Consider the following 23,638-nt stretch of genomic DNA (forward strand, 5'->3'; position numbering starts at 1 on the left):
CTCGGGCTTAAGCCCTCCCGGCGGTCTCAGGCCGGCGCCGCAGTGGCCGACTTTTGCTCCGCCCCGTGGCCGGTTTTTACTCCGCCGTTGACAGCTTTCAAGCACACCACATTTGCACTGATCGACCGCAAATGAGGTCGTAGGCCGAAAGGCTGGCTTCGGTCGATTGCGCCCTGCTGTGTTGCGCCCACAATCGAGGGACGGACAAGCGATCTGGGCTCCGTGGTTGGCCATTGGATCATGTTCGGCTGTGGGCGTTTGATCCTCGCGATCCTCCCAGCCACTGCGCAGCAACGTCGTCACATGTTCGATCGTTTGCCTTCCATCAGCCATGCAACGGCTTCCGACGATACCTTCCAGCCGAACAGCGGCCCACGCCGCCAATGCATACCCTCCTCAACCGAGCGCAGGCCGGTCGCTAGGGTTCCGGCGTGACGGATTGATTCCGATGGCACATGGACGCCGCTTCTAATAACTAGACTTTCTCCGTCATGTTAATTAGACATTCAGCGAAGCGCCGCCCGTGGGACTGAACATGCCGAAAGCCAACTGGACATTGAAGGATGACATTCGCGAGTATTGGACCTCGCGCGCCGCGACGTTCGATCTCTCTCCAGGGCACGAAATCTTCGGCGACGACGAGCGCCGCGCCTGGCACGCCCTCATCGAAAGGCATCTCGGTGCCGGGGGCGGGCGCAAGGCATTGGACCTTGCAAGCGGCACGGGCGTCATTTCCCGCCTCTTGTGCGAGAACGGCTTTGCCGTGACGGGGCTCGACTTCTCCGAGGCGATGATCGAGCAGGCCCGGCTCAAGGCCGCAAAGCACAGTCTCGACGCGACCTATGTCCTCGGCGATGCAGAGGAGACCCGCCTGCCCGACGACGCCTTCGACGTCATCATGACGCGCCACCTGGTCTGGACCCTGCCCGACCCCGGAACCGCCTTCGCGGACTGGTTCCGCGTGCTGAAACCCGGCGGGCGCGTCCTCATCGTCGACGCCGACACGACGGCAAGGAGCATGACGTCCAGGCTGCTGCAGAGGCTTGCCGCCGTCCTCAAGCGGTTCGCGCGGCCCTCCCCGACGCCGGGAATGGATATCGAGGTGCACAACCGGATCGTCTCGCAGGTGCACTTTTCCGGCGGCGCCCGCGCGGAGGACGTCGCTGCGCTGCTCGCCGGCGCGGGCTTCGAGACTGTCGTCATCGACCGCGATCACGGACGGATCCGCCGGGCGCAGGGCCGCCACATGCCGCTGCACCAGCGGCTGGGTCGTGCGAGCCAGGACCGCTACGCGATCCTCGCCACGAAGCCGGCAGCGATACCGGCAGCAATCGACGCCCGCTCCGGGCAGCACGCAGCATAGGCAAGGGAGAAAAGGATGCTTGTATTTCTGAACAGGGCGAGGCTCGCGCTCATACGCCCGCTCACCATGGTGTTCTACCTGCTTCTCGCCGTCACCGGTGCGGCCGGACTTGCCGGCGCTCAGGAAAAGATCACCGTCACCGATCTCGCCGGCCGCACGGTCGAGGTTCCGCACGGCGCGAAGAAGGTCATCCTCGGCGAGGGGCGGATGTTCTACGCGACGGTGGTCTTCGACAGGGAAAATCCCTTCGAGCAGCTTGCCGCCATCGGCGACGACCTGCCGAAGTTCGATCCCGACACCTGGAACAAGTATCTCGCGCGCTTCCCGCAGGCCAAGGACGTGCCGATGATCGGCGCGGCCGCCTCGGCGGACTTCAGCGTCGAAAAGGCCCTCGAACTCGATGTCGACGTGCTCGTCGTCACCCTCGGCTTCTACGACAAGATCAAGGAAAGCGGCATCATCGAGACGCTGGAGAAAGCTGGCGTGCCGACCGTGTTCGTCGATTTCCGCGAGCGGCCCACCCAGAACACCGTACCCTCCATCCTCCTGCTCGGCCGCATTTTCGGCAAGGAAGCGCAGGCCCAGGCCTTCGCCGACTACTACATGGCCCAGATGCGCCGGGTCTATATGGGGATTTCCGGCCTGAAGCCGGATGAACGGCCGGTCGTCTTTGCCGAGCGCGCCGCCGGGCTCGATCCCGCCGTCTGCTGCGACACGTTCGGAAACTTCAACTTCGGCGAGTTCATCGCGGAAGCGGGCGGCTTCAACCTCGGAACGAAATATCTGACGGGCGTCAGCGGCAGGCTCAATCCGGAAGCCGTGGTCGTCGAGAACCCGCCGTTCATCGTCGTCACCGGCGCCAACTGGTCGACCTCCAATCCCGGCAACACCGCCGTCTGGCTCGGTTACGAGACGGCCGAAGACAAGGCCCAGGAACAGCTCCGTGGCCTGATGCAGCGCCCCGGCTTCCCGGAAATCAAGGCCGTGAAGGACAACAATGTCCTGGCCGTCTACCACCAGTTCTACCAGAGCCCGTACCATTTCGTGGCCGTGCAGGCTCTCGCCAAGTGGCTTCACCCGGAACGGTTCGCGGATCTCGACCCGCATGCGACCTTCAAGGAACTGCATGAAAAGTTCCTGCCGATCGATGTCAGCGGCGTGTTCTGGACGACCCTGAAGTAACGGAGGGCGCTTCGGCGCCTCTCCTGCCGTTGGAAGAGACGATGGACCAGACGATCACGATGCGGGCCGGTGAACGATACCGCCGACGGATGATGCGCAACAGCCTGTTCGTGGGCGGCGCAATCCTGCTGCTGGTCCTGGCCATAGGGGTCGACGTCGGGGTGGGTCCCGGCTGGTACACGCCGGCCGAGGTTCTGACCGCCCTGCTTTTCCCGCAGGACGTGGCGCCGAAGCTCGCCATCATCGTCTGGGACGTGCGGCTGCCGGTGGCGGTGATGGCCGTCCTCATCGGCGCCATGCTCGGCATCGCCGGCGCCCAGATGCAGACGATCCTGCACAATCCACTCGCCGATCCGTTCACGCTCGGCATCTCCTCGGCGGCGAGCTTCGGGGCGGCGCTGGCGATCGCGCTCGGCATCGGCCTGTGGCCGGCGGGCGGCAACGTCTTCATCGCCCTCAACGCCTTCCTGTTCGCGCTCGGCACGTCGCTGGTGCTCTTCATGTTCACGCGCATGCGCGGTGTGACGGTGGAAACCTTCGTCCTGGTCGGCATCGCGCTCTTCTTCACGTTCAACGCGCTGCTGGCATTCATCCAGTATCAGTCCTCCGAAGCGCAGCTTCAGCAGATCATATTCTGGATGATGGGGAGCCTGGCCCGGGCATCCTGGACAAAGATCGCCGTCTGCCTCGTCCTGCTCGCACTCGTCGTTCCGCTCTGCTGGGCGCGCAACGCGATGATGACCGCCCTGGCGATGGGCGACGACCGGGCGGCCAGCCTCGGCGTGCCGGTCGCACGGCTGCGGCTGGAAATGCTGGCCTGCATTTCGCTGCTTGCGGCAACGGCGACCGCCTTCGTCGGCACCATCGGCTTCGTCGGCCTCGTCGGCCCCCATATCGCCCGCATGCTGGTCGGCGAGGACCAGCGGCATTTCATCCCGGTCTCGGCTGCCGCGGGCGCCGTCATCCTTTCGGTTTCATCGACCGCATCCAAGGCGATCACCCCCGGCGTTATCTACCCGATCGGCATCATCACCGCCCTCGTCGGCGTGCCGTTCTTCCTGAGCCTGGTGATTTCGATCCGGCGGGAGACCTGGCGATGACCCTCGAAATAAGCGGCCTCCGTTTCGCCTACGGCACGAATGTCGTGTTCGACGCGCTACATGCGGCTCCGTTTCAGAAAGGCGAGCTGACGGCCTTGATAGGCCCCAATGGTGTCGGCAAGTCATCGTTGTTTCGATTGATGGCAGGCTTGCACAAACCTGCCGAAGGGAAAATCCTGCTGCATGGAACCGACACGTCGCTGTTGCCCGACAGACGTCGGTCAGAGAGCATCTTTCTCCTGACGCAGCATACTGCGATGAAGGCCGCGCTCGCCGTTTTTGACGTCGTCCTCCTCGCCAAGAGAGGATGGCAAGGTGGAAGGGCGACCAGCAGTGACATCGCTCACGTTGAAGAGACCCTGGATCTGCTCGGCATCGAATTCCTGTCCGATCGTCTTGTCACCGAATTGAGCGGCGGCCAGCAACAGCTTGTGGCCCTGTGCCAGGCCCTGGTGCGCAACCCGCAAGTCCTGTTGCTCGACGAGCCGACGAGTGCGCTCGACCTCCGCCGTCAACTGGAAGTCCTGCGCTTGATACGAAACGTCACGCGGGAGCGCCAGATCATTACGTTCGCGGCCCTGCATGATCTCGCACTGGCAAGCCGCTTCGCCGATCGTTTCGTGCTGCTGCACGAAGGCCGTGTGGCGGTTGACGGCAATCCCGAAGAGGTTCTCCGAAACCCCCTTACTGGCAATGTCTATGGCGTACGTTTGGAGATCGACAGGAACGCCAATGGAAGCCTGATCGTCAATGCGGATCTGACATCATAGGGAAGCTTGCCCTTCCACCATGCCACAACCGCTGCCTTGCCGACCTGCGCCTGATGGCATCACCCATGTCATGACCGACCGCGTTCCCATTCCGGCCCGTGCCCGCATCGCGCTTCTGGCCGTCTGGCGGCCGAACGGCCGTGAACCCGGTGGCATGGTTTCAGCTCTTCGGAAAAGCATGGATATCCACAAATGCTTGTCGCTTGGCGCCCATGCTTGCCAATGGAGCGTTCTTCGACAATTTCACGCCTATTCCCATCGACGACGAGGTGAGGATGATGCCATGTCGCAATAGCGCAGCGGTGATGGCTGAGATCGTCGTTTCCTTCAGGTGTCCCTCGCCCGTTTCATAGCGGCGAATGGTGGCACATGAAACGTCGGACTCCTGCGCGAGCTCATCCGCCGACCAGCCAAGCATCGCCCGCGCCGCGCGGAGCTGCTGCGGCTGCAGGACGGCATCGCCGTCGTTGAAGGAAACCGCATCCTCCAGGCGCCATGTCTCCTGGATCGTGCCCAGCCACTCGATCGGTTTTTCCCCTTCAAAGCGGACGGGCATGCCGCGCAAGGTCACCTGTCTGTATTCCCCGTCCCTGTAGCGCAGGCGATAGGAAACGGTATAAGGCGAGGCCGCGCCAATGGCGGACGACCATTCCTCGACGACGCGCTGCCGGTCCTCGGAGTGAATGGCTTCGGCCCATCCGCCGCCGCATATTTCTGCCTCGCTTTGGCCGGTAATCTCCTTCCATCCTTTGAGGTCGAGGATTGAGCCGCTCGCATCCGCCACCCAGAAGATTTCCCCGGTCATCCTCACCAGGGCCTCGAGCCGCGCGCGTTCGCGCACCACCGCGGCCCGCGACCTCCGTTCCCTGGTCACATCCTCCACGACGCCGACGACGAGATCCTGCGGACCGTCGTTCTGCTTCACCTGATCGATATCGACGCGTATCCAGCGAGAGGCGCGGTCCGCATGCACCAGCCGGACCTCCCGCGAGACCGGCATGCCCGTCCTGGCAAGCGGGAAAATCGATCGGAAGTCCTCCTGGTCATCAGGGTGAACAAGGGAAATCCAGGTTCCCAGGCCGAACCCTTCGTCCGGCGCGAGGCCCATGGCCTTGAAGAACCCCCGCGTCGCCCGGATCGCGCCGGTCGCCATATCGGCATTCCAGAAGCCGATGCTCGTGAACCGTTCCACCATCTCGATATAGTGGCGTGACGAAACAAAGTTCGGCGGTTTTGCCGGCATGGCTGTCCTCGTTTGCTTATATGTCGAGTGGCCTTCCATCGTCTCCCTCAGTGCACCGCCGCATACATGATCTTTTCTTCCGTCGCCTCCTCGATCGACATCTCCTCCACGATGCGCCCCTGCTTGGCGACGAGGATGCGATCGGAGATGGCAAAAATTTCCGGCAGGTAAGAGGAGATGACGACGACGGCGCCGCCGGCATCGGCGAGTTGCTGGATCATGGAGTGGATTTCTGCGATCGCACCGACATCGACGCCCCGCGTCGGCTCGTCGAAGATGATCAGCTCGGGGGCCTGGATGAGGCTTTTCGCGATCACGACCTTCTGCTGGTTGCCGCCCGAAAGCTCGACGACCTTCGCATCCTCCCGGATCGTCCGAATGTTCAGCCGCTCGACCCACTCCGCCGCCTCGCGGCGCGCCTGCGACAGGGTGACGACCGTCGCCGGGTTGGCACCCTTGAAGAGCTTGCCGAAAAAGATGTTCTGGGCGATCCCCGCCGTCTCGAACAGCCCGTCGAGCTTGCGGTCCTCGGTTATGTAGGCGACACCGCGGCTGATCGCATGCCGCGGCACGCCGAAACGAACGCTCCGGCCGTTCAACCGGACGCTTCCGCCGTGGAAGAAGTCGCGCTTGAGGATACCGGCAGCGATCTTCATCATTTCCGTCCGGCCCGCGCCGACCAGGCCGAACATGCCGGTCACCTGGCCGGCGAACACCGACATGGTGGCGCTGCGCACCGCCTTGCCCATGGAGACGTTTTCGAGCGCCAGCACCTTCCGGCCGGCCGGCCGCGCCCGGCGCCGGGAAGGGGAACCGTAGAGCTCGTCCTTGAGTTTTCGGCCGACCATGGCCTGTATGATGCGGCCGCGGGTGAAGTTCCCCGCCTCGTCCGTGACGATGCATTCGCCGTCGCGCAGGATGCTGATGCGGTCGGCGATCGCCAGCGCCTCCTCCAGGGCATGCGAGATGAAGACGATCGAGCAGCCTTCCGTCTTGAGACGCTCGATCAGCGCGAAGAAGTGCTGCTTTTCCTCGGGTGTCAGCGCAGCAGTCGGCTCGTCGAAGATGAGGACGCGGGCATGGCGCTGAAGCGCCCGGGCGATCTCCACCATCTGCTTCTTGGCCGCGCCGAGGGAGGAGACGAGCGCCGTCGGCTCGACATGGAAGCTCAGGCGCTGCAATTGCTGCTGCGCCCGGATATTGACGCCGCGCAACCGGTTGAAGAAGGCCTCCTCCCCGAGGAACAGGTTCTGCGCCACCGTCATCGACGGGATGAGATTGGTCTCCTGGAACACCATGGCGATGCCGTGCGCGAGCGCATCTGCCGGCGAAGCGAACATCCGCGGCACGCCCTCCACCAGCATTTCCCCGGAGGTCAGCGGATAGAGGCCGGCGAGCACCTTGGTCAGCGTCGACTTGCCGGCACCGTTCTCGCCGAGCAGGGCATGCACCTCGCCGCGGCGCAGGGTGAAATCCACGTTGCGGAAGGCCGCGACGCCGCGAAACGCCTTGGTGGCATTCCTGAACGCGACGATATCGCTCATGCCGGCACCTCCCCGGCAAGATCGAGGCGAAGAAGCGTTCCGGCGCCGCGCGAGGCCGCGTAGAGCACGTCATCGACCTCCACGACGGAGGCGATGCCGTGCATCCTGCCGTCGGCGCGGGAGTGGTAGCTTTCAAGCGGCGCCATGGTCCGGTCGAGCCGCACGACCATGCCGTGGGAACGCGACGGCGCCCAGGGCTTCATGCTGCCCATCTGCCGCACGGAACCGGCCTGCAGCGGCAGCGACCCGTCATTCCCGCTGGAGAAATCCGGCCCGATCCAGGCCTCGGGCGGAATGGTCGCCATCATCTCGCGGCGATAGTCGCTTTCCCGCAGGACGAATTCGGTCAGTTGCCTGCGGGGCGCGAAGAGTGCAAGCCAGTAGCCGCCGTCGCCGGCGGGCGACAGACGGGCGGGATAGGCAGGCAGATCGGCAAGCTGCACCGCGCGCGATTGCGGTTCGACGATACGGTGGCGCCAGCTTTCCGACACGAGGAGATTGCCTCCCGCATCGAGGGCCAGGCCGTAGGGGAAGGCCAGGCCGTCGCAGAGGATATCCGTCGTCCCGGTCGGGATGCGATGGCGGATCACCGCGCCGCTCGCGCCATGGCTCATCAGGTCGCGTTTCCAGGCGGACATTGCATGCGCCTGCGATCCGACGGCAAGGGCGACGGTCTCCTCGTCCACGAAGAGGGCCGCGGTGATGCAGTCGGCATAACGCTGCTCCAGCCGAAGCAGCCGCCAGCCGTTCCCCTCGCCGCCGATCTCGACGCCGATGCCCTCGACGGCCACGGCGAGCCTGCCGCGGGGCGAGCCCGCGACCGCGGTGATCGGGCGGCCGAAGCGGCGCAGGTTGTTGGCGCGCCCGGCCTGCAGGTCGATGCGCAGCAACCTGTCGGCGCTGCTGCAATGGAGCGCACCGGCCGCCAGGGCCAGGTTGTCGATGCCGGGCAGGTCGAGGATGCGCGTGGCATCATCGAGGCGGCTGTTCGGCTTGAACACGCCGTCCATCGGCGGCACACTCAGCCCGTCCTCGCCGCTACGGCCGAAGATGCGCGAGAGAAATCCCATCACGTCCTCCCCCAGTAGTCGCGCTGCGCCGTCCAGGCGGGGTCCGTATCCGGAAGGCGGATGCGGCCGATGCGGTTGTTGGAAACGCCTCCGAAATAGAGGTAGCCCTTGTGCTCGCAGGTCGAGGTGATCGACGGGTGGTTCTCGCCGGCCGCGTCCCACAGCACGTCGAGAACCGCGCCGTTTTCCGCGATCCGCATCACGCAGCCGCGGTTGACGTTCGGAAACAGCCATTCGTCGGCGGCGATCCGCCGCGCCATGCGCCGGCGAAAGGCCGGCTTGCGCATGGCAAGGTCGAATGTCGGCGTCCTCAGGCCGAGGAGCGCGATCCAGTAGGTGCCGTTCGCGCCGCGGTTGATGTTGTCCGGATAGCCGGGAAGATCGGCCAGGACGACCTCCCGCCGGCCCTTGTGCGGCCCGTCGAACCAGTAGCGCGAGACCCGGCAGGCCCAGGTCTCGGCAAAAAGCAGGGACTGGCCGTCGCGACAGATGGTGATGCCGTTGGGGAAGATCAGGCCGCCGAGGACGGTCCGCGTCCGGCCTGTCGCCGGATCGTGGCAGATCAGGCGGCCGTTACCACGCCCTTCCAGCGCGTCGAGTATCCAGTCCGCCATTTCGTAGCGGATCGTCGCCTCGCTGAAGAAGATGCGTCCGTCCGGCGCGATGTCGAGATCGTCAGGCAGCCTGAGCCGGGAATCGTCGATGACGGAGAACCAGCTCCGGTTGGTCTCGTCCGTGACGCAGGAGACGGCGCCTTCCGGGCTGACCCTGTATACGCCCATGCCCCCGACGCATGTCAGAAGATCGCCGTTCTCGGCGAAGGCGAGGCCGAGCGGATGTCCGCCTATCCGCGCAAAGACCTCGCTTCTGACATAGTCGGGGGCAAGGAAACGCACGATCGTGCCATGCCGTGTCCCGGTGTAAAGATTGTCCTGCCCGTCGAGGACGACGTCCTCCGGTCCTTCTACCGCGCCGAGGCCGATCAGCTCGACGTCGCGAAGCCGATCGTTGAGCGCAAACGGGTCGTCCTTTGTCCGCGCCTGTTCGGGAAGGTCGAGATAGGCGGGAGAGACATAGACCTTGCTGAGGATCTTGCCGCGGTTCTTCACCCATTTGGCATCGAAGAGCACGGCCAGGATCAGGATCACGCCGAGCAGGAGCTGGTTGACCGACCCGGGCGTCGAAAGCCGGATGAGGCCGTTGGTCAGGATCAGCACGAGCGTCGCCCCGACGATCGTACCGCCGACGGAGCCGCGCCCGCCGCCGAGCGAAACGCCGCCCAGCACGACCGCCGTCAGCACGGCGATCTCCAGGCCGATGCCCGTATCGGCGCCGGTGCTGCCGAGGCGGGCGGAAAACAGGAAGGCCGCGATGGCGGTTAGCAGGCCGGAGGTGACATAGGCCAGGCACACCGTGCGCTTGACGTTTATGCCGGCATTGTAGGCCGATCGCCGGGCACCTCCGACGGCGCGCAGCCGCCAGCCCGGCCGCAGCCGCGAGAGCGTGACGTGGATCGCGACGGCGATCACGGCGAAAATCACGAAGGAGACGGGAAGGCCCTGGACCTTGCCGAAGCCGAGGTAATCCCAGGCCGCCGAATCCGGCGTGCTGCCGACGATCGCGCTCGCCAGCCTTGGAAAGACGATGTCGTAGAGGGCCCGGAAGATGACGAGCGTCACGAGCGTGGTGATGAAGGCGCGCAGCCGCAGATAGCCGATCAGCACGCCGTTCAGCAGCCCGCAGGCACTCCCGGCGGCCAGCGTGATCGCAAGTGCCGTCGGAAACGGCAGGCCGAGCACGTTCATGCCGACCAGAGCGGCGAGAACGCACAGCGCGAACATCGAGCCCACGGACAGGTCGATGCCGCCGGACATGATGACGATCGTCAGCGCCAGCGCGATCAGGCCGAACTCGGCGAGCTGGCGCGCGAGGTCGGCGATGTGGCCCGCGCCCAGAAGGCCGGGGATCAGGAAGGACATGATGCCGATCGTCACCAGAAGGGCGACCACGGGGATTGCGGCATCGATCCAGCTCTTGGACAGGACCTCTCCCACCAGACGGCCGGAGAGATATCTGTACCGGAAGCGGATCAACGCGTTCCTGCCTGCCATTGCCCCGTTCACCCTATTTCAGATCGTCGAGCGTCCAGCAATTGCGCTGGTTGACGTTGTCCTTGGTGATAAGCGTCAGCGGATTGAAATAGATGGCCTTGCTTTCCCCCGCCGCCCCCTCGGACATCAGCAGCCGCACGATTTCCTGGTTCAGGAGATCGCCCTGCAGCGGCACGTTATAGCTGATGTAGAGATTGAAGAGGCCCTTCTCGACATTCTCGCAACCGACGCTGTTGCCGCCGCCCGAGGTGACCAGAAAGACCTGGTCGCTCTTGCCGGCTTCCTTGATCGCTGATGCTGTGCCGGTATCCTGATTGTCCCAGATGCCGATCGCGCCGCACAGGTCCGGATGCTGCTGCAGCACGGTCGCCATGATCGAGCGCGCCTTTTCCGGATTGTATTCCGTCGCCTGCTGCGAGACGACCTGGATATCGGGATGGGCGTCCAGCACCTCGTAGATGCCGTCGAGTTGGAAGACGTCGGAGGCCGCCGTCGGCACGCCCGTATCGATCGCCACCTTGGTGGAAACGCCCTTGCCCGCGTCGCATCTGGCGACCACCGCCTCGGCCGCCTTCCTGCCGATCTCCGTCCAGTCGGCACCGACATAGGAATCGGTCGTGGTGTTGGATTCGAGATTGATCTGGACGATCTTGATGCCCTCGGCCTGCGCCTGCTTGAGGAGGCGCGCGTAGGACTGGATATCGGGATTGTGGATCACCATCAGGTCCGGCTTCTCGGTGATCAGCGACTGGATCGCCCGCGTACCTGCATCCGTGCTCCAGGCCGGATCGCGGATCTCGAAGCCGTAGCCGAGCCGCTCGGCCTGCCTGCGCATCTGCGCCGCCCAGCCTTCCGTCAGGTCGAAGCCCATCGAGAGCGGCACGAACACCACCTTCTTGTCCTTGAGCGACGTATGGAACGCGGTGCTGCGCGGATTCTCCAGTCCCTTGTCCTGTGCCACCGCCCAGCCGAGGCCGGCGGCGAGTACCGCTGCGGCGAGCGCCGTTCTCTTCACAAATGCGCGTTGCATGATCTCCTCCCGGTTTGAACGTTCCATGGTTGGTGGTGCTACAGATCTCCTTGCTGCGACGTCTGCTCGTCGCGCGGATTGACGATGGAATCGACGACGATCGCAAGCAGCAGGACGATACCCTTGACGAGGTTCTGGACCGTGTAGTCGATGTTGAGGATGGTCATGCCGTTGAGCAGGATGCCGACGAATACTGTGCCGAGAACGACGTTGCGGACCGACCCGTGGCCGCCGTTGAGGCCGATGCCGCCGAGCACCACGACCAGGAGGATGTCGTAGATCATCGTCGAATTGAAAAGGCGCGCATTGATGGCCGCGGCCGACGACGCCAGGATCAGGCCGGCGAGATAGGCGACGAAGGCGCTGATCGCATATTGCGCGACCGTCATCGGCCGGAAGGGCACGCCCGTCACGCGCGCGGCATTGGGATTGCTGCCCATCGCATAGAGCATCCAGCCGAAGCGGGTGCGGCTGAGCACGAGGTGGAAAAGGCCGCACAGGACGGCGAAAAAGACGACGGTCGTCGGAATGCCGAGGACGTTTCCCTGGCCGATGACGCTGAACCAGTCGGTGTCCGGCGGCACGTTCTGCATCTCCAGTGTGAAGAAGAACGTCCGGCCGGTGCCGTAGATCACCGACCCGGCGGCGAGCGTGGCGAAGATCGGCGGCACATCGCCGAACGCGATCAGAACGCCGATGATCACCCCCGCAGCGATCGCGAAAACCGCGCCGATCAGAAGCGCGAGTTCGAAGGAATATCCGGCCCGCGTGATGACGAACGCCCAGGACACCGAGACCACCATGGTCGCGATCATCGAGACGTCGATGCCGCGGGCGATCACGACGAGCGCCATGCCGAGCGCGAGGATGCCGAGGATGGAGACGCTGCGAACCAGCACCAGGAGATTGCCGGTGCTGAGAAAGCCCGGCAGCAGGATCGCAAACAGCACGAAGGCGAGGACCGCCAGCGAGAAGACGATGCCCTCCTGGCTGCGCAGCAGCCTTGCGTGGAATGGCGGCCGGTCGTCCTTCCTGATGATCGCGGGCCTGGCCATCAGTTCGAAGCCCCGCCGTTTCGCATCGTTTCGAGCAGTTCCCGGGCACGGTCGACGCGGACATCGTGAGCGGCCGCGAGCGCGGCTGCAACCGTGCCGATCTCGTCCCCGCTCGCACCGGCAACGATGGCGATGTTGCGGGCGTGCAGTGCCATATGCCCCTTCTGGATGCCCTCGCTCGCAAGCGCGCGAAGCGCCGCCATGTTCTGCGCCAGGCCAACGGCGACCGTCACCTCGGCCAGTTCCTGGGCGCTTTCGACCCCGAGAATCTTCAGGGCCGCGCGGGCGCCCGGATGGGTGCGGGTCGCGCCGCCAACGAGGCCCAGCGCCATCGGCATTTCAAGCGTGCCGACGAGGTTGCCCTTCGCATCGATTTCCCAGTTCGTCAACGAGCGATACCGGCCGGAACGCGACGCCCAGGCATGGGCCCCGGCCTCGACCGCCCGCCAGTCGTTGCCGGTCGCGACCACCACGGCATCGACGCCGTTCATGATGCCCTTGTTGTGGGTCGCGGCGCGATAGGGATCAACCGCCGCGAAAGCGCTGGCCTCGACGATGCCCCGCGCCACCTGCCCGCCCTCATGGTCTTCCGTTTTCAGCGCATCCGGCGTCACCGCCACCATGGCGCGCGCCAGGCGCAGATCGGCGAAGTTGGAGAGAATCCGCAGCCGCACGACGGCGCCGGTAATGTCCTCGATCATCGGCGCGACGCTTTCGGCCATCGTGTTGACCGTATTGGCACCCATGGCGTCGCGCACGTCGACGATGAGATGCACGACGAGCATCGGGCCTACCGGCGTCTCTTCGAAGACATGGACTTCGACATCCTTGCAGCCGCCGCCGAGCGAAACGAGGACCTTGTCCCTGGCATTGGCCGCGGCGATGATGGCTTCGCGCTCCCGCAGGATGCGCATGCGGGCTCCATGGGGATCACCGACCCCCAGCACCTGGACCTGTGCCCGCATGACCGGCGCCGTGCTCGACGTGCGAAAGCCGCCGCAGGCGCGCACGATGCGCGCCATGTAGGACGCCGCCGCCACGACCGACGGTTCTTCGACGCTCATCGGGATCAGATAGTCGCGGCCGTTGATGGTGAAATTGGTGGCGATGCCGAGCGGCAGCGTGAACGTGCCGATGACGTTCTCGATCATGCCGTTGGCGAGAGCGGACGGCAAGCCGCCCCCGCCGATCGCCTGCTTGTCGCACGCATCGAGCGGTACCACGTCCGCCACGCGGTCGAGCCTTTCGGCAGGGGAAAGGTTTCGCAGGTTCTCCAGGCGCGAGTTGACGCCCGGATGTGTCCTGCTTTGTTTCCTTTCGACCAAGGTCGCTCCCTCCCGCGCCACCGAATCCCATGTAATACTTATGAGCCTCTTGACACCTCAAATAAAAGGTACAGTTGTCCGATATTGTCCCAAACTGTACCAGCGGAGAGCAGCGTGGCAATCAAAGGCGTATCCGAAGCGCACGTTCCCACGCGCGTGACGTCCATCGCGGGAAAGCTGCGTGAGGAGATCGTCTCGGGCGTACGCGCGCCAGGCAGCCGGCTGCCGTCGATCCGCAAGGCGGCGGCGGAATTCGGCGTGTCGAAGAACACGGTCGTCGAGGTCTATGATAGGCTCGTCGCATCGGGCCATATCACCGCGCGGATGGGGTCGGGTTTCGTCGTGACTTTCGCCGGCACTGCCGATCCGGCTGCGCGGCCGAGGCATGTCGCCGAAGCCGTCGACATCGCTTCGCTGCTGAACGCCCAGCTCGAACAGGATTTCCAGATTCGCGTGGGCGACGGCAGGCCGCCACCGTCCTGGGCCGAGCAATCCGAAATCAAGCGCTATCTTGGCTCCTATGGCAGGGCCCTGTCGGCGGATGCCGACAGCTACGGGTCCGCCCTGGGCTTCATGCCCCTGAGACAACAGCTGGCGCGTCGGCTAGGCTCCCAGCAGGTGCATGCCGCGGAAGACAACATCCTCCTGACATTCGGGGCAAACCACGCCCTCGACCTCGTCATTCGGGGCATGCTATCTCCCGGAGACACCGTGCTCGTCGACGAGCCCGGCTATTATCCGCTGTTTGCCAAGCTGAAGCTCGCCCAGGTCCGGGCCGTCGGCGTGCGCCGGACGCCGGACGGCCCGGACGTGGACGACTTCGCCGCAAAGCTTGCCACCGAGCGACCGAAGCTTTTCTTTACGCAATCCCTCGCTCACAATCCCACAGGCAGCTCCCTGACGGTCCCGGTTGCTCACGCCGTTCTTACCGCAGCCGGCAAATACGGCCTACCCATCGTTGAAGAGGATCCTTTCGCCGACCTGCCGACCACATCCGACAACAGGCTGGCCACGCTCGACCAGTTGAACCTGGTCATCTCGATCGGAACCTTTTCCAAGACGCTCTCGGCAAGCCTGCGATCAGGTTTCATCGCCGCCAGAACGGACAGGATCGCCGCACTGGCGGAGCTCAAGATGCTAACCACGGTCAACAGCTCGGGGCATATCGAAAGGCTGCTGCACCGTGTGATCAGCGACGGACATTACGACCGGCATCTCAAGCGGTTGGGTCAGCGCCTCACCGCCGCCTCCGACCTCGTTCAAACCAGACTGTCCCATGGCGGCCATCGGGTCTTCTCCAGCGCAAACGGCGGCTATTATCTCTATCTCCTCCTGCCGGAGGGGACCGACGACATCGAGTTGGCACGCGAAGGAGCCAAGGAAAGCATCTTCATCGCCCCCGGCAGCGTCTTCTGCATCGACAAGAACGCACCTCTTGCCAGAGGCATCCGGATCAATGTGGCGCGCGCCAACGATCCGCGATTTTACGATTTTCTTCTGCGCAAGCTTCGATAAGCGCTCCATCGGTTCGATCGCATGAGGTCTGAGGTCCCCCGTCGATCTTCAGCTTGTCCGGATGCTGGAGCGGGTCAATCTGTGCAGCAACAACGGCCAGGGCTCGACAGGTCACGAAACGCCAAGTGCAGATGCCGGGTTGCGAGCCTCTCGAGTGGCGAATATGCTCCGCCTGGGGGCACAACGCCGCTCAGTTCACGAGCATGGTCATGGCGAAACGCACTCGCGTGAACCTAATGATGCATCCTCGTGCGATGCGAAACCAGGGTGGTCGAAAAGGATTTTTAGCAGCCCCATGGCAGCAACTCTCGACTTTCTCACGGTCATTGCAACTGCGCTGGCAATCCAGCCTGTCGATCTTCCGCACCTGATGCCCTTTGGCGTCTCCCAGAATGCACGGCCCTCGGAGTTCAGGTGCGAGCCGCTTGCGGAAGGGCCGCCAGATGCTACGGGCCAATATGTGTGTCCAGCACTTCCCCGGCCCGCCCCTGATTACGAGGAGTACATCCTTGCCTTCGTCAGGAACGTCGGCGTTTGCAATCTGGTGGCCATCACACCCTACACCGAGGACGACGATCAGGGCACTTTCACACGCAATCTATTTGCCGGGATCACCGCGAAGATGACGGAGGAGCTTGGGGAGCCGGACGAAGAAGTTGACGTCGCACACACACCCGCCGCAGGTAGCGACCTCTTGTTCAAGCACACCGTCATGGCCGAGGAACGCCAGATATTCAATCAATGGAACGATCTTCGCGGGCGGTTTCAAGACCTGCAGTCCGCCAGCGTCGCCCTGGTCGGCGACGAGGAGTATGGGCTTGCCATCTATAGCGCCTATCGTTTCGTCGGAAACGATGATTGCATGCGCCAGATGGAAGAGACAACAGGTCTGTCGACCGATCGATAGTCGTCCTGGAAGAGCGATTTGCGAAGCATATGCCCGCCGTCAGCGGCAACGGCCGGCCCTATAAGCCTCGTGCCGCCGGCACGGCCGCTGCGATGGCGGAGGAGGTGCGCGGAAGGCTCCAGCTTCAGGTCGAAAGTGCAAACATACAGATAACCGGTATGGACGGCTTGACCATCAAAACCGCCGCTTTCAAACTTGGCGAGACCAGAGGCCCGCGAGATTCCGTGAAATAGCCGCCGATCCGCAAGCTGGGAGAGTGCATGGAGAATATCGGTATCGCGCTGATCCTGCTGCTGGCGGTGGTCGTGAGCGGAACGCTCACGCGGCTCTCCCCGATCGCCATTCCCCTGCCGCTGGTGCAGATCGCGCTTGGCGCGGCGATTGCCGGCGTCACGGGATCCGGGGTGGCGCTCGAACCGCACATCTTCTTCCTGCTTTTTCTTCCGCCCCTTCTTTTTCTCGACGGCTGGCGCATCCCCAAGGAAGGATTGTTCCGCGACAAGGGCATGATCCTCGAACTCTCGCTCGGCCTCGTTGTCTTCACCGTGATCGGCATCGGCTTCCTCATCAACTGGATGATCCCGTCGATGCCGCTGCCGGTCGCCTTCGCGCTGGCGGCCATCGTTTCGCCCACGGACCCGATCGCGGTCTCGGCGATCACCGCCCGCGTGCCCATCCCGAACCGCCTGATGCATATCCTGGAAGGGGAATCCCTTTTGAACGATGCCTCGGGCCTCGTGTGCATGCGCTTTGCCGTTGCTGCCGCCCTGACCGGGGTCTTTTCGCCCATTTCGGCGTTCGGCACCTTCCTTTGGCTTGCGCTCGGCGGCATCGTCATCGGCGCCGGCATGACCTGGATCGTGATGAAAGCCAAGGATACCCTCTCCCGAAAGCTCGGCGAGGAGCCGGGCTCGCAGATCCTCATCAGCCTGCTCATCCCCTTCGGCGCCTATCTGCTGGCGGAAGAGTTTCATTGCTCCGGCATCCTGGCGGCCGTGGCCGCCGGGATCACGATGAGCTATGCAGAACAGACCGGCCAGACCCTTGCCGTGACGCGTGTCCGCCGCACCGCCGTCTGGGATACGGTGCAGTTCACCCTGAACGGCATCATCTTCGTCCTGCTCGGCGAACAGTTGCCGAGCATCGTCGCCGGAGCGGCGCAGGTCGTCATAGATACCGGCCACCATGAACCGATCTGGCTGGCGGTCTATGTCGTGGCGATCAACCTCGCCCTGGCGCTGCTACGCCTGCTCTGGGTCTGGATATCGCTGCGCTTCACCCTTTATCGCGCCGCAAGGCAGGGTCGAACGGTCGCCAGACCGGACTGGCGGCTTGTGGTGGCAATGTCGGTAGCCGGAGTGCGCGGCGCCATCACGCTGGCCGGCATCCTGACGCTGCCGCTCGTCCTCGATGACGGAACGCCGTTCCCGGCGCGCGATCTGGCCATTTTCCTGGCCGCGGGGGTCATCATCGCTTCGCTCGTGGCCGCCAGCATCGGGCTGCCGTTCCTGCTGCGTAATCTGGAATTGCCGCCGGAACCCGACCATCAGCGCGAGGAGGATGCCGCGCGCATCGCGGCGGCGGAAGCGGCGATCAGGATGATCGAAAGGTTGCAGCACGAACTGGGTGAAGGGCGAGGTAACGTCGACTTTTATGCCGATGTCGGAAGCCGGCTGATGGAGCTCTACCGCCAAAGGATCGACACCCGCTCCAAGACCGGCGATGAGGCCGAGCAGGTAAAACATCTCGAAGAGATCGAGCGGCGGCTGCGCCTTGCCGGTGTGAGGGCAGAGCGAGACGAAATCTACCGCCTTGGGCGCGCCCGCAAATTGTCCGACGAACTCGTGCGAAAGCTCGTACGCGAAGCTGATCTCATGGAAGCCCGCTATATATCCGTCGGATAAAGACCAGGACGTCGTTGCCGGTCTCCATAAACTGCCCGGGGAGGCAGAGATGGTGCAGCCCTCCATCAGCGCCGCGCGTATCTTGGTATTGCACACGACCGCGTCGAGCTTGTGGACGACGCCGAGAGATCACCCCGAAAGCGCGCGGGTCCGCGAGCTGCGGCTTCAAAAGAAATGGACGATCGCGAGAGCCGATAAGCAGCGCTCATGTCCGCATGACACCTACTTATTTGCACCGCAGCATGGCGCAACATAGGCTTTCCCCATAGCCCGCACACAAGACGGGCGCTGCGACGGGTCCATCAAATCTGTCTCCAGAGAGGAATTTTCCATGTTCAGGACACGCATGTTTCTGGCAGCGACGACGCTTGCCTATGGCCTGGCGCTCGGTGCGGCAGTCGCCGCCGAGCCGATTTCCGTCATGAGTTTCGGCGGCGCCTATCAGGAGGCCCAGCGAAAGGCGGTGTTCGGCGCCTATGCCGAGGAAACCGGCCGGCCGGTCTCCGAGCAGGAATACGGCGGCGAGATCGCCAAGATCAAGGCGATGATCGACAGTGGCAACACCACCATCGACGTGGTCGACGTCGATGCGCCGACCCTGCTGCAGGGCTGCGACGAGGGCATTTTCGAAACGATCGACTGGGAGAAGATCGGCCCGAAATCCGACTGGCTCGCCGGCACCACCTCGGAGTGCGGCGTCGGCACCATCGTCTATGCCACCATCCTTTCCTACGACGAGGACAAGCTGGCGACGCCGCCGACGAAGCTTGCCGATCTCTTCGACCTTGCGAATTTCCCCGGCAGGCGCGGCCTTTGGAAGAACCCCGCGACCAATCTCGAATTCGCGCTGCTGGCCGACGGCGTCGCCCCGCAGGACGTCTATGCGACGCTCGCCACGCCCGAGGGCCTCGACCGCGCCTTTGCCAAGCTCGACACGATCAAGAAGGAGATCGTCTGGTGGGAGGCGGGCGCGCAGGCCCCGCAGTTGCTCGCCTCCGGCGAGGTGGCCATGACGACGGCCTGGAACGGGCGCATCTTCAACGCCAACAAGGAGGGCCGCAATTTCGGCATCGTCTGGGACAACCAGATCCTCGATTCCAACTACTGGGTCATCCCCAAGGGCGCGAAGGACATGGAAGGCTCGCTCGCCTTCATCCGCTTCGCGGTCGAGCCGAAGGTGCTGGCGGGCATCGCGAAATACATTCCCTACGGCCCCGTCCGCACGACGGCCGCCGCGGAGGTCGCGCCGGAAGACGCGAAGAACCTGCCGACCAGCCCGGACAATCTGACGACCTCGCTCACCCTCGACAACGCCTTCTGGGCGGACCACGGCGACGAGATCCGCAAGCGCTTCACCACCTGGCTTTCCAACTGAGGAGCGGTCGGATGAACACGATGACGCTGGAAAGGGGGCGCCTCGACGAGGCGCCGCCGACCGCAGACGCGGCCGAGACCATGGTCGCCTTCGAGCGCGTGCAGAAGACCTATGACGGGCGCACGCTCGTCGTCGAGGACCTGAACCTCGCCGTGCGGCGCGGCGAGTTCCTCACCATGCTGGGCCCTTCCGGTTCCGGCAAGACGACGACGCTGATGATGCTCGGCGGCTTCGAGCAGCCGACGAGCGGGCGCATCCTGCTTGGGGGGCAGGCCGTGGAGCGCCTGCCGCCGGAGCGCCGCGACATCGGCTTCGTCTTCCAGAACTATGCGCTCTTTCCCCACATGACGGTCGCCGAGAATGTCGGCTTCCCGCTGCGCTATCGCGGCGTCAGGGGGGCGGCGGCGCGGCGACGGGTCGAGGAAGCGCTTGCCATGGTCAAGCTCACCGGTCTTGGCGAGCGCCGTCCGGCGCAGCTTTCCGGCGGACAGCAGCAGCGCGTCGCACTTGCCCGCGCCATGGTGTTCAACCCGAAGCTCATCCTGATGGACGAGCCGCTCGGCGCGCTCGACAAGCAGTTGCGCGAGCACATGCAGGTCGAGATCCGGAAGATCCAGCAGCGCCTCGGCATCACCATGGTCTATGTGACGCACGACCAGTCGGAAGCGCTCACCATGTCGGACCGCATCGCGGTGTTCCACGAAGGGCGCATCCAGCAGCTTTCCGACCCGGTGGCGCTCTACGACCGGCCGGAAAACCGCTTCGTCGCGGACTTCATCGGCGACAACAACACGCTTTCCTGCGAATTGGCCGGCACGGAGAACGGCCGCAGCGTCGTGCGGATGCCGGACGGAACACGGCTTCTTGCGACCGGGCCTTCCGGCCAGGCGCGATCCGACCTCACGGTCTCGTTGCGGCCCGAGCGGATCGGGCTCGACAGCCCGGACCGCAAGAACGCCGAAAACCGTATTGCGGCACGCGTGCTCGACAGGACCTTCCTCGGCGACCGGGTGCGGCTGACGCTGGAGGCCTTCGGCAGCGAGCGGCTCGTTGCCTCGGTGCCCGCGGCCGAAGGCGCGGCGATCCTGCCGGGAAGCCGCATCGCGATGGCCTGTTTTGCCGCCGACTGCCGAACGCTGACGAGGTAGCCATGACTGAGACCCTGTCCCTTTCCGCCCCCGCCCCGCCCGCCGGCCTCGGCGCGGCGCTGCGCCGGGCCGAACGGCCGAACCGCCTCCGCGCCTTCGCCCTCGCGCTGCCGGCGCTCCTCTTCCTCGTCGTCACCTTCGCCGCGCCGATCGGCCTCTTCCTCACCACCGCCGTGCGCAATCCGGAGGTGCGCGCCGTCCTGCCGCAGACCATCGCCGCGCTGGACGGCTGGGACGGTCACTCGACGCCCGGCGAAGAGGCCTTCATCGCGCTTGCCGCCGACCTTGCCCGCGCGAAGGAGGACAACACGGCCGCCGCGCTCGGCAAGCGACTGAACTACGAAAGCGCCGGCATGCGCAGCCGTATCATGTCCGTGGTCCGCCACCTCGGCAATTTCAAGGATGGCGCCCTCGCCCCGCAATTCGCCGCGCTCGATCCCGTCTGGGCCAGTCCCGACCTCTGGGCGGTCATCAAGCGCAATGCCAGCCCTATGACGCCCTATTACCTGCTGACATCCGTCGATCTCGGGCAAGACGCGTCCGGCGGCATCGCGCGGGTGGAGGAAAGCCAGGCGGTCTTCCTCGACATTCTCGGCCGGACGCTCTGGATCGCCGGGCTCGTCACGGTGGCGACGCTGGTCCTCGGCTTTCCCACGGCCTATGTCGTCTCGCTGGCGCCTTCGCGCATCGCCGGCTTCCTGCTCCTCCTGGTGCTGCTGCCGCTGTGGACCTCGCTTCTGGTGCGCACCACCGCCTGGGTCGTGCTTTTGCAGACGGACGGGGTGATCAACCAGGCGCTCCTGGCGCTCGGCCTCACCACGGAAAAACTCCAGCTCATGCTGACCCGCTTCGGCACCGTGACGGCGATGACGCATATCCAGCTGCCCTTCACGATCCTGCCGATCCTCAGCGTCATGAAATCCATTCCAGAAGGCCAGATGCGGGCCGCACGCTCGCTCGGCGCACCGCCCTTCTTCGCCTTCTGGCGGGTCTACGCGCCGCAGACCCTGCCGGGCGTCGCCGCCGGCTGCCTGATGACCTTCATCCTGTCGCTCGGCTACTACATCACGCCGGCGCTGGTCGGCGGCCCGCGCGACCAGATGATGTCGAACTTCATCGCCACCTACATCAACCGCGACCTGAACTGGGGCATGGCCGCCGCGCTCGCCGGCCTGCTTCTCGTCATGACGCTTTCCATCTATCTCGCGTTCCTGCGCCTTGTCGGCGCGGAGCGCATCAAGCTCGGATGAGAACCATGTGGCTTCCCGCTTACGCGACCCGCGGCGAAAGGCTCTGCCGCCTTGCCGTCGTCACCTTCGCCTTCGCCGTGCTCGCCTTCCTGATCGGGCCGCTCTTCATCGTCTTCCCGCTGTCCGTCTCGAAGGATCCGTTCTTCACCTTCCCCATCCAGGACTATTCCTGGCGCTGGTATGCGGATTTCTTCGAGAACCCGCGCTGGACACAGAGCCTTGTCAACAGCCTCGTCGCAGCCCTTTTCAGCACGGCGCTCGCCACCCTGTTCGGCACGCTCGCCGCCCTCGGCATCAGCCGGCCGGGCTTTCCCGCCCGCAAGGCCGTCATGGCGCTGATGATCTCGCCGATGATCATGCCCGTCGTCATCGTCGCCGTCGGGGCCTACATGTTCTTCGGCGCGCTGGGGCTGACCAACACGCGCACCGGGCTGGTGCTCGCCCACGCGGCGCTTTCCATCCCCTTCGTCGTCGTCACGGTTCTTTCGGCGCTCTCGACCTACGACACCAATCTGACGCGGGCAGGCGCGAGCCTCGGCGCCGGCCCGGTCGGCGTGTTCTTCGCCGTCACGCTGCCGCTCATCCTGCCCGGAATCGTCTCCGGCGCGCTGCTCGCCTTCGCCGTCTCCTTCGACGAGGTGATTGTCGCCCTCTTCCTGACCGGCGCCGAGCAGCGGACCCTGCCGGTGCAGATGTTCTCGGGCATCCGCGACCAGATCAACCCGACGATCATGGCGGCGGCGAGCCTGCTCACCACCGTCTCCATCGCGCTGTTCGTGGTACTGAACCTCATCCGTCGCGTGAAGCGGGCCTGATCACTCGCCCCGGCCGCTGGCGAGAAAGGCATCGGCGAAATGCGCCGCGAAGCTCTCCGCCACCGGAGAGCGCTTGCGGTCGGAACTGAGATAGATGCCGACGACGACGTCCGCGAGCCTGGGCAGGCCGAGGGCGTCGTCGAGCGTGGCGAGCTTTGCCGGCACGATGCGGCGGGCGAGCACCGTGTTGCCGAAGCCGGAGCCGACCGCAGCCTCCAGGCCCGCAAGGCTGGGGCTGGTATAGACGAGGTCGTAGCCCCGTCCGTCCCGTTGCAGGGCCGTCAGCATGGCCCGCCGATAGAGGCAGCCTTCCGGGTAGCAGACGATGCGCAGGTTGGCGTTTCCATCCGTCACCAGCGAGGCCGCACTGTCGCCCACCCAGGCGAGCGGCTCCTTCCAGGTCATGAACGCGCCTTCCGCCGGCCCGTCCGGCGTCATCGCCACGACGAGGTCGTAGAGACCATTGCGCAAGCCCTGGAGCAGGACATGCGAGAGGTCGCAGACGACCTCGAAGCGGAAATCGTGGCCGCTTTGGGCAAGGCGCGGCATCAGCTTCGGCAGGAAATGGTCGGCATAGTCGTTGGGGATGCCGAGGCGGATCTTGCCCTGCTGGTCGCGCCGCGACAGGCGCAGCACCATCTCGTCGTTCAGCGTCAGCATTTGCCGGGCATAGCTTGCCACCAGTTCGCCCGCCTCGGTCGGCTGGGCGCTGGCATCCTTTGCGAAAAGGGAAACGTTGAGCAGTTCCTGCAGCTTCTTCATCTGCAGGCTGATGGCCGGCTGGGTGCGGCCGAGCTGCTCGGCGGCGCGCGTATGGCTGCGCAGGTCGATGACCGCGAGGAAGGTCCGAAGAAGGTCTGTCGGGATGTTTCTCACGAGGGTGGCACCGCTTCCAAAAGGAAACGGGCCGATCGGGCGGCCCGTTCCAAGT

19 protein-coding genes are annotated in these 23,638 nt (G+C 64.8%); 11 read left to right on the forward strand and 8 right to left on the reverse strand.

What is annotated here, in order from left to right:
- Positions 1–535: 535 nt before the first annotated feature.
- From EV665_RS28880 to EV665_RS28895, 4 genes are read left to right on the forward strand one after another with little or no spacing between them, the layout of a single operon-like run.
- Entirely contained in the window at positions 536–1,363 is an 828-nt protein-coding gene (locus tag EV665_RS28880) for a class I SAM-dependent methyltransferase (protein ID WP_133036793.1), read from the forward strand.
- Positions 1,364–1,378: 15 nt separating this feature from the next.
- Positions 1,379–2,545, forward strand: a complete 1,167-nt coding sequence (locus EV665_RS28885) for an ABC transporter substrate-binding protein (RefSeq protein ID WP_064333369.1) — start codon at positions 1,379–1,381, stop codon at positions 2,543–2,545.
- 41 nt (positions 2,546–2,586) lie between these two features.
- Positions 2,587–3,645, forward strand: a complete 1,059-nt coding sequence (locus EV665_RS28890; RefSeq protein ID WP_133036794.1) for a FecCD family ABC transporter permease — start codon at positions 2,587–2,589, stop codon at positions 3,643–3,645.
- On the forward strand, positions 3,642–4,415 hold the full coding sequence (locus EV665_RS28895) for an ABC transporter ATP-binding protein (RefSeq protein ID WP_133036795.1): 774 nt from the start codon (positions 3,642–3,644) through the stop codon (positions 4,413–4,415). The genes EV665_RS28890 and EV665_RS28895 overlap by 4 nt, the downstream gene beginning before the upstream one ends.
- Before the next feature lie 160 nt (positions 4,416–4,575).
- On the opposite strand, the gene EV665_RS28900 is transcribed toward EV665_RS28895, so the two are convergent.
- The 7 genes from EV665_RS28900 to EV665_RS28930 are packed head-to-tail and all read right to left on the reverse strand — an operon-like array spanning position 4,576 to position 13,793.
- Entirely contained in the window at positions 4,576–5,658 is a 1,083-nt protein-coding gene (locus EV665_RS28900) for a PAS domain-containing protein (protein WP_162853202.1), read from the reverse strand.
- A 47-nt stretch (positions 5,659–5,705) separates the two neighbouring features.
- Complete coding sequence (locus tag EV665_RS28905; RefSeq protein WP_133036797.1) at positions 5,706–7,202, reverse strand: sugar ABC transporter ATP-binding protein; 1,497 nt, start codon at positions 7,200–7,202, stop codon at positions 5,706–5,708.
- Complete coding sequence (locus tag EV665_RS28910) at positions 7,199–8,272, reverse strand: NHL repeat-containing protein (RefSeq protein WP_133036798.1); 1,074 nt, start codon at positions 8,270–8,272, stop codon at positions 7,199–7,201. Before EV665_RS28910 ends, EV665_RS28905 begins: the two co-directional genes overlap by 4 nt.
- Positions 8,272–10,383: an ABC transporter permease gene (locus EV665_RS28915; RefSeq protein WP_133036799.1), complete on the reverse strand. Its 2,112-nt coding sequence runs from the start codon at positions 10,381–10,383 to the stop codon at positions 8,272–8,274. Before EV665_RS28915 ends, EV665_RS28910 begins: the two co-directional genes overlap by 1 nt.
- 13 nt (positions 10,384–10,396) lie before the next feature.
- Positions 10,397–11,413: a sugar ABC transporter substrate-binding protein gene (locus EV665_RS28920; RefSeq protein WP_064333362.1), complete on the reverse strand. Its 1,017-nt coding sequence runs from the start codon at positions 11,411–11,413 to the stop codon at positions 10,397–10,399.
- Positions 11,414–11,451: 38 nt separating this feature from the next.
- Entirely contained in the window at positions 11,452–12,468 is a 1,017-nt protein-coding gene (locus EV665_RS28925) for an ABC transporter permease (RefSeq protein WP_133036800.1), read from the reverse strand.
- On the reverse strand, positions 12,468–13,793 hold the full coding sequence (locus tag EV665_RS28930; RefSeq protein WP_133036801.1) for a hydroxymethylglutaryl-CoA reductase, degradative: 1,326 nt from the start codon (positions 13,791–13,793) through the stop codon (positions 12,468–12,470). The genes EV665_RS28925 and EV665_RS28930 overlap by 1 nt, the downstream gene beginning before the upstream one ends.
- Positions 13,794–13,907: 114 nt before the next feature.
- On the opposite strand from EV665_RS28930, the gene EV665_RS28935 reads away from it, so the two are divergent.
- The 7 genes from EV665_RS28935 to EV665_RS28965 all read left to right on the forward strand — a co-directional run bounded on the left by EV665_RS28935 (position 13,908) and on the right by EV665_RS28965 (position 22,707).
- Positions 13,908–15,308, forward strand: coding sequence for an aminotransferase-like domain-containing protein (locus tag EV665_RS28935; RefSeq protein WP_245507868.1), 1,401 nt, complete (start codon positions 13,908–13,910; stop codon positions 15,306–15,308).
- 295 nt (positions 15,309–15,603) lie between these two features.
- Entirely contained in the window at positions 15,604–16,215 is a 612-nt protein-coding gene (locus EV665_RS28940; protein ID WP_064333359.1) for a hypothetical protein, read from the forward strand.
- Positions 16,216–16,475: 260 nt separating this feature from the next.
- Positions 16,476–18,119, forward strand: a complete 1,644-nt coding sequence (locus tag EV665_RS28945) for a Na+/H+ antiporter (protein WP_133036803.1) — start codon at positions 16,476–16,478, stop codon at positions 18,117–18,119.
- Positions 18,120–18,450: 331 nt separating this feature from the next.
- Complete coding sequence (locus EV665_RS28950) at positions 18,451–19,494, forward strand: ABC transporter substrate-binding protein (RefSeq protein ID WP_064333357.1); 1,044 nt, start codon at positions 18,451–18,453, stop codon at positions 19,492–19,494.
- 11 nt (positions 19,495–19,505) lie between these two features.
- Positions 19,506–20,642 (forward strand): ABC transporter ATP-binding protein, encoded by a 1,137-nt coding sequence (locus EV665_RS28955; protein ID WP_133036804.1) that lies wholly within the window; start codon positions 19,506–19,508, stop codon positions 20,640–20,642.
- A 2-nt stretch (positions 20,643–20,644) separates the two neighbouring features.
- A complete protein-coding gene (locus EV665_RS28960) occupies positions 20,645–21,892 on the forward strand; it encodes an ABC transporter permease (protein ID WP_133036805.1) in 1,248 nt (415 codons plus the stop codon).
- Between the two features lie 5 nt (positions 21,893–21,897).
- Positions 21,898–22,707, forward strand: a complete 810-nt coding sequence (locus tag EV665_RS28965; protein ID WP_133036806.1) for an ABC transporter permease — start codon at positions 21,898–21,900, stop codon at positions 22,705–22,707.
- On the opposite strand, the gene EV665_RS28970 is transcribed toward EV665_RS28965, so the two are convergent.
- On the reverse strand, positions 22,708–23,583 hold the full coding sequence (locus EV665_RS28970; RefSeq protein WP_064333353.1) for a LysR family transcriptional regulator: 876 nt from the start codon (positions 23,581–23,583) through the stop codon (positions 22,708–22,710). It abuts the gene before it with no gap.
- Between the last annotated feature and the right edge of the window lie 55 nt (positions 23,584–23,638).

It is taken from the genome of Shinella granuli (assembly GCF_004341885.1).
GTDB classification, from domain to species: Bacteria; Pseudomonadota; Alphaproteobacteria; order Rhizobiales; family Rhizobiaceae; genus Shinella; species Shinella granuli.

Excerpts from the sequence above, each read along its gene's own strand:
- EV665_RS28880 (WP_133036793.1), top strand. The coding sequence starts at position 536 with ATGCCGAAAGCCAACTGGACATTGAAGGATGACATTCGCGAGTATTGG.
- EV665_RS28885 (WP_064333369.1), top strand. The coding sequence starts at position 1,379 with ATGCTTGTATTTCTGAACAGGGCGAGGCTCGCGCTCATACGCCCGCTC.
- EV665_RS28890 (WP_133036794.1), top strand. The coding sequence starts at position 2,587 with ATGGACCAGACGATCACGATGCGGGCCGGTGAACGATACCGCCGACGG.
- EV665_RS28895 (WP_133036795.1), top strand. The coding sequence starts at position 3,642 with ATGACCCTCGAAATAAGCGGCCTCCGTTTCGCCTACGGCACGAATGTC.
- EV665_RS28900 (WP_162853202.1), bottom strand. The coding sequence starts at position 5,658 with ATGCCGGCAAAACCGCCGAACTTTGTTTCGTCACGCCACTATATCGAG.
- EV665_RS28905 (WP_133036797.1), bottom strand. The coding sequence starts at position 7,202 with ATGAGCGATATCGTCGCGTTCAGGAATGCCACCAAGGCGTTTCGCGGC.
- EV665_RS28910 (WP_133036798.1), bottom strand. The coding sequence starts at position 8,272 with ATGGGATTTCTCTCGCGCATCTTCGGCCGTAGCGGCGAGGACGGGCTG.
- EV665_RS28915 (WP_133036799.1), bottom strand. The coding sequence starts at position 10,383 with ATGGCAGGCAGGAACGCGTTGATCCGCTTCCGGTACAGATATCTCTCC.
- EV665_RS28920 (WP_064333362.1), bottom strand. The coding sequence starts at position 11,413 with ATGCAACGCGCATTTGTGAAGAGAACGGCGCTCGCCGCAGCGGTACTC.
- EV665_RS28925 (WP_133036800.1), bottom strand. The coding sequence starts at position 12,468 with ATGGCCAGGCCCGCGATCATCAGGAAGGACGACCGGCCGCCATTCCAC.
- EV665_RS28940 (WP_064333359.1), top strand. The coding sequence starts at position 15,604 with ATGGCAGCAACTCTCGACTTTCTCACGGTCATTGCAACTGCGCTGGCA.
- EV665_RS28945 (WP_133036803.1), top strand. The coding sequence starts at position 16,476 with ATGGAGAATATCGGTATCGCGCTGATCCTGCTGCTGGCGGTGGTCGTG.
- EV665_RS28950 (WP_064333357.1), top strand. The coding sequence starts at position 18,451 with ATGTTCAGGACACGCATGTTTCTGGCAGCGACGACGCTTGCCTATGGC.
- EV665_RS28955 (WP_133036804.1), top strand. The coding sequence starts at position 19,506 with ATGAACACGATGACGCTGGAAAGGGGGCGCCTCGACGAGGCGCCGCCG.
- EV665_RS28960 (WP_133036805.1), top strand. The coding sequence starts at position 20,645 with ATGACTGAGACCCTGTCCCTTTCCGCCCCCGCCCCGCCCGCCGGCCTC.
- EV665_RS28965 (WP_133036806.1), top strand. The coding sequence starts at position 21,898 with ATGTGGCTTCCCGCTTACGCGACCCGCGGCGAAAGGCTCTGCCGCCTT.